The sequence below is a fragment of the Actinobacillus lignieresii genome, assembly GCF_900444945.1.
In the GTDB taxonomy this organism is placed as follows: Bacteria; Pseudomonadota; Gammaproteobacteria; order Enterobacterales; family Pasteurellaceae; genus Actinobacillus; species Actinobacillus lignieresii.
This window is the reverse complement of sequence record NZ_UFRM01000001.1, coordinates 2,075,537-2,090,308: the sequence shown is the minus strand read 5'-3', so window position 1 is coordinate 2,090,308 and position 14,772 is coordinate 2,075,537. Positions and strand designations below refer to the sequence as shown.

13 protein-coding genes are annotated in these 14,772 nt (G+C 39.9%); 1 reads left to right on the top strand and 12 read right to left on the bottom strand.

Features of this window, described 5'->3' with window-relative positions; genetic code table 11:
• Positions 1-33: 33 nt before the first annotated feature.
• The 8 genes from ptrA to DY200_RS09875 form a co-directional block, all read right to left on the bottom strand.
• Positions 34-2,982, bottom strand: a complete 2,949-nt coding sequence (gene ptrA / locus DY200_RS09910) for a pitrilysin (protein ID WP_172539930.1) — start codon at positions 2,980-2,982, stop codon at positions 34-36.
• An 8-nt stretch (positions 2,983-2,990) separates the two neighbouring features.
• Positions 2,991-6,335, bottom strand: coding sequence for an exodeoxyribonuclease V subunit gamma (recC, locus tag DY200_RS09905; protein ID WP_115587852.1), 3,345 nt, complete (start codon positions 6,333-6,335; stop codon positions 2,991-2,993).
• A 105-nt stretch (positions 6,336-6,440) separates the two neighbouring features.
• On the bottom strand, positions 6,441-6,737 hold the full coding sequence (locus DY200_RS09900) for a DUF5374 domain-containing protein (protein WP_115587851.1): 297 nt from the start codon (positions 6,735-6,737) through the stop codon (positions 6,441-6,443).
• Complete coding sequence (locus DY200_RS09895) at positions 6,727-7,383, bottom strand: DUF2572 family protein (protein WP_115587850.1); 657 nt, start codon at positions 7,381-7,383, stop codon at positions 6,727-6,729. Before DY200_RS09895 ends, DY200_RS09900 begins: the two co-directional genes overlap by 11 nt.
• Positions 7,384-7,392: 9 nt before the next feature.
• Positions 7,393-8,025, bottom strand: a complete 633-nt coding sequence (locus DY200_RS09890; RefSeq protein ID WP_115587849.1) for a hypothetical protein — start codon at positions 8,023-8,025, stop codon at positions 7,393-7,395.
• Positions 8,026-8,050: 25 nt separating this feature from the next.
• The gene (locus tag DY200_RS09885) at positions 8,051-8,581 is read right to left on the bottom strand and encodes a pilus assembly FimT family protein (protein WP_115587848.1); all 531 of its coding nucleotides are present in this window, start codon (positions 8,579-8,581) and stop codon (positions 8,051-8,053) included.
• An 87-nt stretch (positions 8,582-8,668) separates the two neighbouring features.
• Positions 8,669-9,199 carry a bifunctional 3-hydroxydecanoyl-ACP dehydratase/trans-2-decenoyl-ACP isomerase gene (fabA, locus tag DY200_RS09880; protein WP_115587847.1) on the bottom strand — a complete coding sequence of 177 codons (531 nt, stop codon included), beginning with the start codon at positions 9,197-9,199 and terminating at the stop codon, positions 8,669-8,671.
• A gap of 110 nt (positions 9,200-9,309) precedes the next feature.
• Positions 9,310-10,947 carry an AAA family ATPase gene (locus DY200_RS09875; protein ID WP_115587846.1) on the bottom strand — a complete coding sequence of 546 codons (1,638 nt, stop codon included), beginning with the start codon at positions 10,945-10,947 and terminating at the stop codon, positions 9,310-9,312.
• 84 nt (positions 10,948-11,031) lie between these two features.
• On the opposite strand from DY200_RS09875, the gene matP reads away from it, so the two are divergent.
• Positions 11,032-11,478, top strand: coding sequence for a macrodomain Ter protein MatP (gene matP, locus DY200_RS09870; protein WP_005599586.1), 447 nt, complete (start codon positions 11,032-11,034; stop codon positions 11,476-11,478).
• Positions 11,479-11,549: 71 nt separating this feature from the next.
• On the opposite strand, the gene trpS is transcribed toward matP, so the two are convergent.
• From trpS to lgt, 4 genes are all read right to left on the bottom strand, one after another.
• On the bottom strand, positions 11,550-12,578 hold the full coding sequence (gene trpS, locus DY200_RS09865; RefSeq protein WP_115587845.1) for a tryptophan--tRNA ligase: 1,029 nt from the start codon (positions 12,576-12,578) through the stop codon (positions 11,550-11,552).
• A 139-nt stretch (positions 12,579-12,717) separates the two neighbouring features.
• Positions 12,718-13,383 (bottom strand): phosphoglycolate phosphatase, encoded by a 666-nt coding sequence (locus tag DY200_RS09860; RefSeq protein WP_115587844.1) that lies wholly within the window; start codon positions 13,381-13,383, stop codon positions 12,718-12,720.
• A gap of 169 nt (positions 13,384-13,552) precedes the next feature.
• Positions 13,553-13,783, bottom strand: a complete 231-nt coding sequence (locus tag DY200_RS09855; protein ID WP_005599594.1) for a hypothetical protein — start codon at positions 13,781-13,783, stop codon at positions 13,553-13,555.
• Between the two features lie 158 nt (positions 13,784-13,941).
• Positions 13,942-14,736 (bottom strand): prolipoprotein diacylglyceryl transferase, encoded by a 795-nt coding sequence (lgt, locus tag DY200_RS09850; protein ID WP_115587843.1) that lies wholly within the window; start codon positions 14,734-14,736, stop codon positions 13,942-13,944.
• Positions 14,737-14,772: the final 36 nt, after the last annotated feature.

Genomic DNA, 14,772 nt, shown 5'->3' with positions numbered 1-14,772 from the left:
TTAGGTCTTTTTTAACCACTTGTAGAGGGCGATTTAATAGTATTTAACCGGGAATTGTTTTTGTATTTGTTCGATACTTTCCACTTTTTCATAGCCCGCCGGTTTAACTGCATCTTCAGCTTTCGTTTTCGTACCTAACGCTTGGCTTATAAATGCAAAGCCTTGCTGCTCAATCACGGTGTGTTTATAAAAATCCACAATATCTTGTCGAGTGAGCTGTCTTACCGCTTCGATCATTTTCGCACGTTGGTTGAACAGGTCATTGCGGCGATTAAAGTCAAACGTGAACTGTGAAAACTCTTGGTTTAACGATTCCGGCTTACGCTGTAATTTCTCGATTAAACTGTCTCTATATTTCACAAATTCCTGCTCCGATAAAGCGGTCAATTTTGTTAAACTTTCTGCAAAAAAGCGTTGGTTATGCTGCATAATGCCCGCAGGTGTCTTATTCGGGCTTTGCACCATAAAGCGCATACCGGCGGTTTTACCCAATTTGGTATTAGTTGCCGACACCACATAACCGAGCTGTTTCTCAGTACGTAAATCGTCAAAATACCAACGCCCGATAATATCTCGTAATAAATTCGCTCTAGCAGAACCGGCTAATTCATCATAACCTTTAGCAAGGTAAGTAATACTTAACGCATTATCTTCATGCGGCACGTTTTTGATGTAATTTAATTTGCGGGTGCTGTCATTTAAATCTAAATAACGCCCTCTGCCCCGTTCCGTTTCGCTGTTTTTAACAATAGCGTTAATCTCGCTTGCCAAGTTTTCCACTTGTTTATCCGTAAGATTACCGACCGATAAAATACTCACTCCGGTCGATTTTTCTAAAAGTTTATCTCGAATCGATTTTACATCGCTCAGCGTCATCTCGTTTAACGCTTTACGCTGTTTGTCTTCTTCAAAATACGGATAAGCGGCAAAATTGCTAATCGCCGCATTTGCTTGAGTAAGACTGCTTGCTTTACTTAAACCGTCTAACGCTTCAAATGCTCTCTGTTTTGCTTGAGTTAAAACCGCTTCACTTAATTCAAAGGTTTTAAATTGTGTTAGCGTATCGCCGATTAATTTCGCTAAATGTTGGGTATAACCCGCCGCTTCAATCGAAATCCCGTTCGGATAAGGACTTACCCCCGCTTGCATCCCTGCTACCGCCGTTTGGAAAGCTAATTTCGTTTGCGCCAGATTATTCATATAACCTAACAAAGTCGCACTGACCGCCTCTGTTAAATCGTCACTTTTCGGCATAATGGATAAGCTGACGGAAACGATAACTTTCGGATCTTGAGCAAAATACTGGCTCGGCATCGCATAAATCGCTTTGCCCTCATTACTTACCAAGGCTTTCGGCACTTTACGTTCGTCACTCGGTTTAATCAGTGAAAAATCGGTCGCAAAGTAAGGATTCAACTCCGGTAATTTAAGCGACGGATTGTGACTAAAATCCAACCATTGTGTTTTCTCGGCATCGCTAAATTTTCTAACGCTATAACCGGCTTCAAAATACGGTGTTTTTTTATCGGTTTTCGCTTGCTCGGACACAACTAAAATGCGTGCGTTATCTAATGTCATTGCCGCCAATTTGGCTTTAATTGCCTCACTGTCCATCGCACCGACCACATAAGCCGAGTCTAAAATATGCTCGACCGGATAGTGCAACATTTGCTCTGCCAACGCTTCAATATAATTGCCGTTTTTCTCTACTTGCAGATGTTGGAAATCCTGCTTTAAGCTCTCACGCACTTCATTGAAATAGCTTTCTTGGATGCCGTCTTTTTTCACTTGTTCGATTTGCTGAAAAATCAACGAAATCACTTTATCTTGTTCCGACAGCCCTTTATCGGTTAATGCGACATAAAAGGTAAAATCGCCTCGATTTCGACTGACGTTCGCACTCGGCACGGCTGCAATACCGCTATCGGATAAGCCTTGTTTTATCAAATAATCGGAAAGCGTTCCTTCGGTATTATTGCTAAAGACATAAGCTAAATATTCGCCGGTTTTATGGGCGAATTTGTCCTCGTCATTCGGCATATCAAATGAAACGGACAGTAATTTAGTCGGTTGAACCGGTTTATACTCGATCAACACGCCTTTATCTTCCGCACGGAAGAACGGCATATCCACCATCGGTACGTTCAGATTTTTATTCTGCATTTTACCTAAAGTACGTTCGGCTAAAGCGGCTAATTGCTCGACGGATTGATTGGAATACAACACCGCTTTAACTAGGTTGGCGGAATAATAACGCTGATAAAATTGTTCCAATTCCGCTTGTAATTTACTGTTCTCTTTATCCGATAAAGTTTGATTATTGCCGACCGCAAACTTGGTAATCGGGTGAGCCGGATTAGCGGTAGCTAAATTCACGCTATGCAATAGATGCCCGTCACTCGATTTAGCTCGTACCATTTCGGCATTTACTGCATTCACTTCTTTCTTCGCATTGCTTTCCGATAACAACGGTTGAGCAAACGCATCCGCCAAACGAGCGACCGCTTCGTCAAACGCATTATTATTTACCTCCAAATAATAAGCGGTTCGATCCGAAGTGGTCGAAGCATTATTGTAGCCGCCGTTTTTCGTCAAGAACTGATCTAAACTGTTGGTTTCAGGGAACTGTTTTGATCCCATTAAGATCATATGTTCCAAATAGTGTGCTAAACCCTGTTGCTGTTGCGGATCTTCCATCGAGCCGATAGGTATAGCTAACGACATCAACGATTTATTCGCTTTTTCATCGGAAATCAGTAACACCGTCATACCGTTTTGCAAACGAATCGCTTGATAAATCGCCTTATCGTTAGGACTTTTATTAATAGTTTGCGCTAAAACTTCAAAACCGGCTGCTTTTATCGGCAGCATTTTTTGTTCACCGGAAGCGGTCTGATTTTGCGGATTATTTGCAAAGGTCGGCAACGCTATCCCCAACGCAAAAGTGGCGGATAATGCGTAGCTGATGGCACGAGAAATCATATTCTTTCTCATTTCTTCTCCTTAATTTTGGTTTTTGTCGGTTTACTTTGTTGCATTAATTCGAACCATTCCAAGGTCACGGTATGAATTTGGGCGTAATCCAATTGTGAACTTTGTTGTAACACTCGTTGTAAGTAACTTTTCTCAAAATACTGCTTATCCATTAATGCGGATAATTGTTGCTGGCAATATTCCGCCACATTTTGTTCATCGGACAGCTTCTCAAAATAGTTGTCTAAATCCGTCCAAATCCCCCACGTTAATTGTCTAAAAGACGTTACATAAGCGGAAATATAAGTTTGTAATTGAGAAAAGGCTTGTTCCGCACTAACTTGATTGAATCGGAATATCTCCGCCTTCTCTTTACTACGGGCAATTGCTTTCAACTCGAGATTTAAACCTTGAGCTTGAATTAACAGGTAATAAATCCACAAACGAATATAATCTTTATCTTTCAACGAGCCGACTTTCCAAAACACAATTTCATTGGCAAATTTATTTTGGATATTACCGAATAAATGAATTTTCAACTGATTTACTTCGAATAATTGTTCGATTTCTACGATTTCGCTTTCACCTAAATAAGGCTTAATAAGCTCTCGTAATTCATTGATCGAATCTTCCAATGCTTGTTGAGAAACCTTAGCAAAATTAGAAATTGGCAAATTACCTTTTAATTGCTCTTGCTTAAAAAATGCCTCTCGTTCCGCCGGTTCCAATGTCACCAGCTGATCACGTAATTGATAATCGTCCAAATCACTAAGCGAGAATTTTTCGCTCTCTGCGATACTTTCTTCATCATTGCGGAAATAAACACCTAATTGGTGATTAAAGAAGTACTTAATCGGATTACTTACAAAGGCAATTAAATCTTCAAGATTAATCTCGGTCGGTATCTCCGCTTTTAAATCGAACGACTTATTTAGAAAATCCGCTAACGGTTCGTGTTGCTGTTCCAATAACCACTCTTTATCATAAGAACCGTATTGCGGCGTAAAGTTCTTCGGACTAAATACGGTAAGCGGTTGTTGTACCACCATTTTTTGCCAAAATAATGCTTCGGAAAAACGATCTTTCTCACTCGCTTGTAAACGGGCTTGTTCGGTTAAATGCTCCGCTAAATAATCCAATAACTGCGAAACCAGTACCGACGGCAATCGCTGCTTATTATCGGTGGTCGATTGTCCGATATAACTTAGATAAAAAATCTCTTGCGCCGAAAGTAACGCTTCTAAAAATAAATAGCGGTCGTCATCTCGTCTGGCTCGGTCGCCTCGTTTCGGGGCGTATTGCATTAAGTCAAAACTATTGACCGAATGTTGGCGAGGAAAATCCGCCTCATTCATCCCCAGTAAACAAACCACTTTAAACGGGATGGCACGCATCGGTAATAAGGTACAGAAATTCACTTTACCGGCTAAAAACTGCAAGCTGCTTTGCTGTTGATTCAGTTTGTCTTCCAGCAATAAGCGTATTATTTCAATCCCGATACTTTCGCTAAACTCCGCCTGTTCCGCCTTATTCGCCACTTCCTCCAACGTGCTATTCAATAACAGGAGCGCATCCAAACTTTCGTTCGATTCTTGGTAAAATTCGCCGATTAATTTTTGAATACGAGCCTTCCATTCCTCAAGCGTATGATCTTGTTGAATAAACTCGTACCAAGCGGTCAAATTTTCGATAAATTTTGCCAAAAAGCCAACTAATGTCGCCGATAAACCGTAACTCTCGTTAAATGCGACACTATCCTGCCAAATGCCGGATTCCGCTTTTAAGCTGGTGCCAAGCAATAAACGGGTTAAACCGTTTTCCCACGTATTATGATTCTGCCAGTCATCTTGTTGAATATGCAGCCCGAAACGAATCCCGACTTGATTAACCCAATGGCGCAAGGTTTGCAGATCTTGCTCTTGTAAATTAAAACGTTCTCGCAATGCCTTTACATCTAATAAATCCAACAACGATTCCGCACTAAAATCACTTTCTTTCAGATTTAAAAGCGTTAAAAAGCCGGCAATAATCGGATCGATAGCGGTTACTTTTTGGTCGGAAAGGGTAAACGGAATATAACGCTTATCGCCTTTTTCATAACGAGCAAATACCGCATTAATATAAGGCGCGTATTTATCAATATCCGCCGACATCACAATAATATCTTTAGGCGCAAGCGTCGGATTTCGCTCAAACATTTGTAATAATTGATTATGCAGTACCTCAACCTCTCGCATCACACTATGGCAAGCGTGAATTTGTATCGACCGATCCTGTTCGGCAAGCTCGAATCGCTGTTCGTTATTAAAATTTAAAATGGCATTTTTTAGTTTAATCAGATTGGAATCGCCTTCGTATTCATCAAACACTTCTATCGTGTTATCCGGTTCTTGTTCGACTAATTGCACAAGAAATTCACGTCCTTGCTTACCCCACATCGTCAGCAATTGATTGCCTTGTTCCGCCAATAACGCATCGAGATCCTGTTGCGAAAGTTGCCGTTTTAACGCCAGTTTCTCTAACGTTTTATCTTCCACACTCTCCGCCCAATATTCTTGGCTCGGATCTAAAAAGAACAGATAAACTTCGCAATGTTCACTTAGTTTTTTCAATACCGCAAGCTGTGTCGCCGGCAGTGAAGAAATACCGAAGACAAAGATACGCTTAGGTAATTTCAATTTCTCGGACTCGGTTAAATTATCCAATTTCTCAAAATATTGTTGTTGTAAATAAGCACGATGAGAGGTCATAAAGACTTCTTCGTCGCTATCGGCTTTAATGTCTTCAATTAATGCATTCCATAACATCGATTGCCAGCGTAAATTCGCTAAAATATCCCGTTCATTTTTTTCTCTAAACGCAATTGCGGCTAAAATCTCGTTTAATACCGCTTCAATCCGATTGCTTTCCCAATGGACCAGCCAATGCGGACGGTAAACTAAATATTGGTCGAATAAATCGGCAATTTTGCCGGCTAATTGATATAGCTTTAACGGGTACTGGCGAGCATCTTTATTTAAATAGAGATTAAGCGATTCAAATTCCGCTTTCTCTAAATACTTCGGAATTAAACGCATTAAGCGCCAAGTTACGCTTTCTCTTTCAAAAATATTCTCTTTCGGCAATTCCGGAAACAGCACACGATATTGTTGCCATAAAAAACTGGTCGGAAACGGGAATTGATAATGAGCAGCGACACCGGTTTGATCGGCAATTTGCATTTGCAGCCATTGCGCCATTCCGACACTTTGTACTAAGACGGTTTCCGGCTCGAACGGATTGGGATTCGGGTTGTTTTGTTGTAAACGGATAAGTAATGCGGCTAAAGATGAAAGTTTTTGCGAGAAAAAGACCGTGAACATAGTAGCTCCTTGTATAACGGAATGATTGTCCACTAAAAACCTAACGGATTCAATCTCTTTCCTTTGCCGATAAGCGGTCGTTTTTTCCGTATTTTTTGCAAAATTTCACTCAAAAATAACCGCTTGCCCAAGCGGGAAATTGACTTGAATCTTACCTTTTGTGCATTCAATCCGAAAAGTGATGCCATTTTGTCTTGTCTGCGTTTCACAAGGTTTGCCGGCTAATTGTAATGCGATCTGGTTCTCGATAATTTGAAGAGCTTGCTGGCGCTGATAATTAGCGTTAATGCGCGCGATCTGTCGTTGTTGCCAATGAGAAAAAGTAAACCAAATGAGTGTAAACAATGTTATCCCGATTAATACACCGAGCAAGGTTTCCGCCGTATATAACCTATTTTGCATGTAACAAATTCCTTGAATACGGCAAAAAATGCCAAATTGAATAATGTTCGTCAAAATACTTCACCACTTCACGGCTATAAGTAACGTATCGGTTACTTTTATCACTCTCCTGCGTGGTATAAAGCACACCGTACATTTTCGCGCCGTTTTTCAAATTAAAATGATGCTGCGTAATCAAGATACCGTAAAAATCCCGAGTTAATTTTTCATCAATATCTTGTGTTACAACCACAATTTTCGGTTCGGTCGGACTGGTCGGGGGAAGCTCGGCTAAAGTGTTTATTTGTGTAATCGGTATCGTTTCATTCAGCCTTAAATAATCGGAAATTTGCTCGAAAACCACCGTTTTTTTACTCGGAAGATTGCCGATAAAAAATGACGATTTCTCGCAATGAAATTGATAAACGGAATACGTTAATTCGATATTAATTTCATTACGCTTTGTCTGCCGACATTCATTATCTTCATAAACTGCGGAACGCTTGAATAATGCCATTTTGTCGCTTAAATATTGTTGATAATAATGATTGGAATGCCGTTCGTAGCCGATAAACTTCTCTCTCGCCAAAAAGATAAGCGTTAAAACGCCGGAAAGAGACATTAAACCGACCAATAAAACGGTTGCTTTAAAATTACGGTAGCGCATTTTATCTTCTCAATGATTTAAAATATAAACCAAACCGCTCGCTTCATAACTGACTAGCTTTTGCTTTTTAGAAGTGAGTTTTAAAGCGATACGTAATAATTTCGGTTCTTCCAGCCAAGTAAAATGTAACCGCTCAACCCAATAATCGTCTTCGGAAGTGAATCTTCGCCACTTCTCTCGACAAGCGTTTAATAATTGCCGACACTCTTGCCGAGAACAATGCTCAAGGTTATTTTTATCGTAAATATAGAGTGATTTACGTTCCAGCTTAATACCGAATACTTCTTTCGCCAGATCTTTCGTTTGATTCGTCTGTCGGTTAATACACGAAGAATGTTTGGTCGCCCGTTTTCCTAAGCAGCCGTCGTGATTCAAATCATAGAAAAAGATAAAACACTGTCCGTTAAGATCAATTGCATAACGTTTATTGTCTTGCTCAAACAGGTGAAAATTAGTTTGCTGCCGTGAAGCTCCCTGATAGCCCAAATGCTGAATATGCTGTTGTAAGTAAGTCAGTAGCTGATGGCTTTCTTTCTGTAACATCAGCAACTCATTTTGTTTTAGTTTGGTTTGATAGAATTGAGCGTATAAATTGGAAATTGCCGTTAATAATCCGACCGCTAGAAACAAAGCGACCAACATTTCAACCGCCGTGATTGCTCTCCACTTAATCTTTACAATGACTGCGCTTGTCTTTTTGTACGACATACACTCGCCCCCATTGATCAAATTGTAGAATTTTGCTCGCTCGGTTTAAGCTTAACGCTAAACATTTCGATTCCAAACGCCCTGCCGTTCCGTCAATATTCAGTAATGATTTCGGATATAAGCTGTGATTTTTTAAGATGATATTCGGATAAGTATTGCGATAAAGAAAGAAATGCCGATTTAAACGGCATTGTTCGATATGCAAACAATCACAAATGATTTCTCGAGTTGAATCCTGCTGCTTCCGTACCGCAATCAAGCACCACTTATTTGTTTGTAAGTTTTGAGAAGCGGTCAGCGTATAACTTTGTTTTTGATAACGGGCTTTAGCCTGAATTTGATAAATAAAAGATTGGAGGTTTTCAATTTCATTCTCTAATGCAAGACTGTCTTGCAATTGAAAAATAACCGGCGAAATAAGATAAAACGAAATGATGAGAATAGATAAAGTGATTAGACTTTCGATAAGCGTAAAGGCTTTAAAAAACATAATAGTATTCTCCCGAAGAAGAATACTATTGGATAAGCGGTATAAATAAAATCGACTACCGCTCGTTATTCGATCTTGATCGCAAAATTAGAATGCGGAAGTGTCTTGAAATAAGCCGACTTTTAAATCCGTTGCGGTATAAATCACTCGACCGTCCACTTCCACTTCGCCGTCCGCCATACCCATAACCAATTTACGATTAATCACACGTTTCATATGAATACGGTAAGTCACTTTTTTCGCATTCGGCAAAATTTGTCCGGTAAATTTCACTTCGCCAACACCTAACGCACGTCCTTTACCTTTACTGCCGATCCAGCCGAGGAAGAAACCGACTAATTGCCACATCGCATCCAAACCTAAACAACCCGGCATTACCGGGTCACCGATAAAGTGGCAACCGAAAAACGGTAAGTCCGGATGAATATCCAATTCCGCCTCAATGTAACCTTTATCAAACAAACCGCCTTTTTCGGTCATTAGGTTGATACGATCCATCATCAGCATGGTCGGTGCCGGTAATTGAGGGCCTTCTTTACCGAAAAGCTCGCCGCGACCTGAAGCTAATAAATCTTCATAGGTATAGCTGGATTTAATATTAGGTGTACACGTGTTCATTTTTTTATTCCTATAGACAAACAAAAAAGCCCGTACTATCAGGGCTTCCGATTTGAAGCGATAGTACAGGCTTTTAAATTAGCGAACAACTGTTCGCTGAACTTGTCGGATCAGTGACGACGCAAAATTTGGAAAATTTTACTGAAAAACGAACCGCTTTCCTCACGGCTTTGCTCTTGTTCGATTAATTGATGAATAAGGCTAAAGATCGATTGCTTATCGCTATTTTCAGGCTTATCTTCATCATAAAAATGTTGCTTTAATAAAATTTGAATCGCTTCAAAAACATTATTAACCGCCCAAATATTGAACCGTTTTTCTTTAACCGCTTCGATTACTTCCGCTTTTAAACTTAAATGCGAAAGACAAGTCGCCGGAATAATTACCCCTTGCTTACCGTTTAATTCTCTCGCCTCGCAAATATTGAAGAAGCCTTCAATTTTCTGATTCACACCGCCGACACTCAACACGTTGCCGAATTGATCGATAGAACCGGTAACGGCAATCGACTGCGGCAGCGGTAATTTTGCCAACGCACTGATTAACACACAGAAAATCGCCAACGAAGAGCTGTCGCCGTCCACCTCGCCGTAAGATTGCTCGAACGCCAGTGAGGCGGAAAACGGTAATTGGGTCGGAAATTCCAATAAATTCGCCAAGCAAGATTGCGCAATAATAATTCCTTTGGAATGAATGTTACCGCCTAATTCCACTTTACGCTCAATATCGGTAATTTCGCCGTCACCGTATTGCACATTGCAGCTAATCCGCAACGGCTCGCCAAAAGAATGCGGCACACCTTCAAATTCAATCACCGATAAACCGTTTATTTGTCCGATTTCTTCATCATCGGTTTCAATATATAACTGATTGGTCAAAATATCTTGCGTAGTATATTTATTTAACACGGAAGATTGCTGTTCCAAATAATTGAAATACGGCTGAATTTGATTAAAAGCGGTCGTATTCGGATAAAAATTTGCCAGCCCTAATAAATGTTTTTTTAATAAGGTCGGCGAAATGGAAACCAATTCCTGACTTTCGCTTTCACGCACATAGGCTTGTAAAAACTGACTTAACGCCGTATCGGAAAAAGTTCTGCCGATTAAACTTTGCGCCGTACTTTGCACATAATCGCCCCACAGTTCGATACTTTCTTCGTCTAAACTTAAATAAGATTCAATTTCGGCATATTGTCCGAATTGATATAAACCGTCGTCATATTCCGCTAACATAGAAATATCTTCTCGGCTACCGATTAATACTAATTTAAATTTCGTTTGAATCTTCGGTAGTAAATAAGGAATGTGATTCAGCGAATGTTGATCATAATAACCGAATAATAATGCCTGCTTTAATTTATCCCATTGGGTAATATCCAATAATAATGCGTTGATATTCAGCATTAAAATATGCTGATCGGCATCTTGAATCGCCCCTTGAATCGTTTCGACTTTATTTTCTTTTTCCAAATAAATACTGTAACCGAATAAATTATTTTTATTAAATTCGGTTTTGGTAATCACTTTAGTGTGAACGTCTTGGGTTAAATACTGCTCGATTTCATTAATAAATTCGGGGAATGTTTCTGTTTTTAACACAAGTAGCGAACCGAACCGCCCTCGTTTAAACAGATCAATCGCTTGCTTTGCATTGGGTTGAAAATCAAAGAAACGTACCGCATCAAACGCTTCGGAAAATTGATGCCGAATCGTTAAAGATTGCCACGCTAATGGGGTTAAATTCACGAAAATGCCTCATAATAGAAATTTGGTTTATTATACAGAATTCCGCTATACTGATAAGCGTTAATCTAGGGGAATGAAATAAAAATGCGATATCAAAAATTAGAGATTCAAGAAGCGAATTGGAAATGGAAATATCTGCTGAAAAAACATCGTGAAGGCGAGAATATTACCAAATATGAAGAAACCAGTTTAATTGAGTTAAAAGTTCAGCTTTTAACCACGCTTCAACATTCTCCGGAAGAAATCGAACAGTGGATTAAACAAGAAATGACCGCCGAACAACGTAAGAAAATGCGTCAGTCGGTACGAGCAAGACGTAAACGTTATTTCAATGCGGAAAAAATTACCACCAAGAAAAAGTCGATCGATTTGGAATACGCCAGCTGGTTGCGCTTATCCAAATATGCCAAAGAAAAAGAAATGACGCTGTCGGAAGCGGTCAATTACTTAATGGACGAATTGGAAAATCAGCAAATCTATCAAGAACAAATGGCAAAAATGAAATCCAGTCTGAAAGATTTATTAAAATAAGCGGTCAAATTTCGCGAAAATCTACAAAAATGCCCTTGTATCTCACTTACAAGGGCATTTTCTTTTAAGAATTATTGTACGAAACCAACTAATTTATACACTTCATCAAGTGTTTTTCTTGCTCGAACTCTCGCTTTTTCCGCACCTTCGCGGAAGATTCTTTCGAGTAACGCTTCATCTTGACGGAAGTGGTTATAACGTTCTTGAAGATCGGTTAATAATGAAGAAATTTGTTCCGCCACTTCGGTTTTCAAGTGACCGTACATTTTGCCTTCAAATTCGGCTTCTAATTCGGCAATGGTTTTACCGCTGACTGCAGAAAGAATATCTAATAAGTTTGATACGCCGGCTTTATTTTCACGGTCGTAACGTACTACAGGCGGCTCGTCACCGTCAGTCATCGCACGTTTGATTTTCTTCGCAACCGCTTTCGGGTCTTCTAATAAACCGATGACGTTATTACGATTCTCATCCGATTTCGACATTTTTTTGGTCGGTTCAAGTAAGGACATCACTCGCGCACCGGCTTTACCGATAAAAACTTCCGGCACTTGGAAAACCGGCTCAAGTACATTACCTTCCGCATCTTTTTTACCGTATAACGCATTAAAACGGTTGGCAATATCACGAGTGATTTCTAAGTGTTGTTTTTGGTCATCGCCTACCGGCACATGATTTGCCTGATAAAGTAAAATATCCGCCGCCATTAATACCGGATAAGTAAATAAACCGACGTTCACGTTTTCTTCATAACGTGCAGATTTATCTTTAAATTGGGTCATACGGCTCATTTCGCCGAAGTAAGTATAGCAATTTAATACCCACGCTAATTGAGTATGTTCAGGTACGTGTGATTGGATAAAGATAGTACTTTTGTTCGGATCGATACCGCAAGCTAAATAAAGTGCTAACACATCCAAAGAGGCTTTACGTAACGCTACCGGATCTTGACGCACGGTAATCGCGTGTAAATCAACGATACAGAAAAGGCAATCGTAATCGTCTTGCATTTTCACCCAATTACGCAGTGCGCCTAAATAATTCCCGATCGTTAATTCGCCCGATGGTTGCACACCACTAAATACAATAGGTTTGGTCATTTTTTATAATCTCTTGTTAAATTAGAAACGAATGGACTTATCTTAGCCTTTATTGCCATTCGATAAAAGCACAAGCGGTCAAATTCCAGAAATTTTTTGCAAAAAACTAAGGGAATTTGACCGCTTGTTATATGTAGAATTAACCAACAAATTTCAATACGTCAGCAAATTCACCGGTAACGAAGGTTGGGTTTGATTGCTCGATTGGCACGTTGTAGTTATAACCGTAAGTTAAACCGACCACATCACAACCGGCGGCTTTGGCGGCAATCACGTCATTTTCCGAATCACCGACAAATAACATTTCACTTGGCTGAATCGCAAATTTTTCACAGATATGCAACATCGGATCCGGATGCGGTTTGATTTTCGGTAACGATTGTCCGCCTAGATATTCGCTGAACAATTCAAAAATCCCGAACGCACTTAATACCGGCTCGACCAATTTGGTCGGTTTATTGGTAATCACCACCAACGTATAACCTTGTTCCCTCAACGTTTCTAAAGTTTGTTTTACATTCGGATATAACTCGCTTTCTTCGCAAACGTAAGCGGCATAATATTTATCGAAACTGGTACGTAACTGCACTAATTTTTGGGCATCAAACACTTGTCCGGTATAAGCAATCGCATTTTGAAAGAAAATATCCGCACCTTTACCAATCCAAGTTAAGACTTTCTCTTGCGTCGTAGTTGGTAAACCGTATTCGGCAAACATCGAATTAGCCACCAAAGTTAAATCCGGCAGAGTATTTACCAAGGTACCGTCCAGATCAAAACCGATTACTTTATATTTTGCAGTCATAATTTTTTCCTTATTTAAATTCAGTTGCCACTAATTTTAGCAAATAAAAAAGCCGTAACAATCAGAGGTTACAGCTTTTTATATTCTTATGAGTGTTTTGCTGCATAATTTAGCCAAAACACAAATGCTAAGGCAACTAATGTAAATACGGCTAAGGCGATAGTTAAACTCATACTTTTTTCCCCTTAAATGATTTCTTACGACAAATTCTGCCGCCTAGTAAAAATAGATAGGTAGCGCATAGTAGCAATACAATATTGATTAAACGAAAGTCTAGCCCTTCTTTGCTATATAAGATTACCGGCAACGCCAATAATGCGACTTTCGCAATATCATCACACATTTTTCCCCAAGATTCAAACGACTCTTTTTCGACCGGTTGCTGAAATAGATTCCACATATTCGCTCCTTTTTTGGAACATAGCCTACAGAATCTTGCGGTAGATTCAATTACGACTTTGTGTCTTTTCGATCAAGCTCGCAGAATTCGGGCAGCAAAAAAACGGTTGAATTTCATCGGAAATTTGCAAAATTTCTAACGAATTCAACCGCTTGTCGTTATGCTTTTTTACGAGAATATGCCCAGATCATAATCGCCAGTCCGCCGATAATCATTGGTAACGATAATAACTGACCTCGGGTAATCAAATCATCTACCGTATTTACGTTCGGGTCGATATCACGTACATATTCGACTAAGAAGCGGAACACACCGTAACCGATTAAGAACAGTCCTGCTACCGAACCTGCCGGACGGGGCTTTTTGATAAACCAGTTTAAGATGAAGAACAGTACCACACCTTCTAGGAAAAACTCATAGAGTTGCGAAGGGTGACGAGGTAAATATCCCCCGCTTGGGAATAATACCGCCCAAGGCACATCAGTGATACGTCCCCAAAGTTCATCATTGATAAAGTTACCGATACGCCCCATTCCAAGCCCGAACGGAATCAACGGTGCGATAAAATCTGCCGTATTCCAGAAACTACGTTTTTGGCGGAAAGAAACCCAAATCATCGCGACAATTACACCGATCAAACCGCCGTGGAATGACATTCCGCCTTCCCAAATACGGAATAAGAACATCGGGTCTTGTAACAAGCGCTCGAAATTATAGAAAAATACGTCGCCGATTCGTCCGCCTAATACTACGCCCCAAAAGCAAGTATAGATAAGCTGATCAACTTGTTCGGTTGTCCAAACGCCGTTGGAGTTTTTTGCGCGACGCATACCAAGCCAATAAGCAAAACCGAAACCGATTAAATACATTAAACCGTACCAACGCAAAGCGATTGGACCGATACTAAAAATAATCGGGTCAATTTGTGGAAATTGAATAAATTGTTCGTTCATATTATTCCTTTAAAAAAATTCCCCTCTGATACAGAG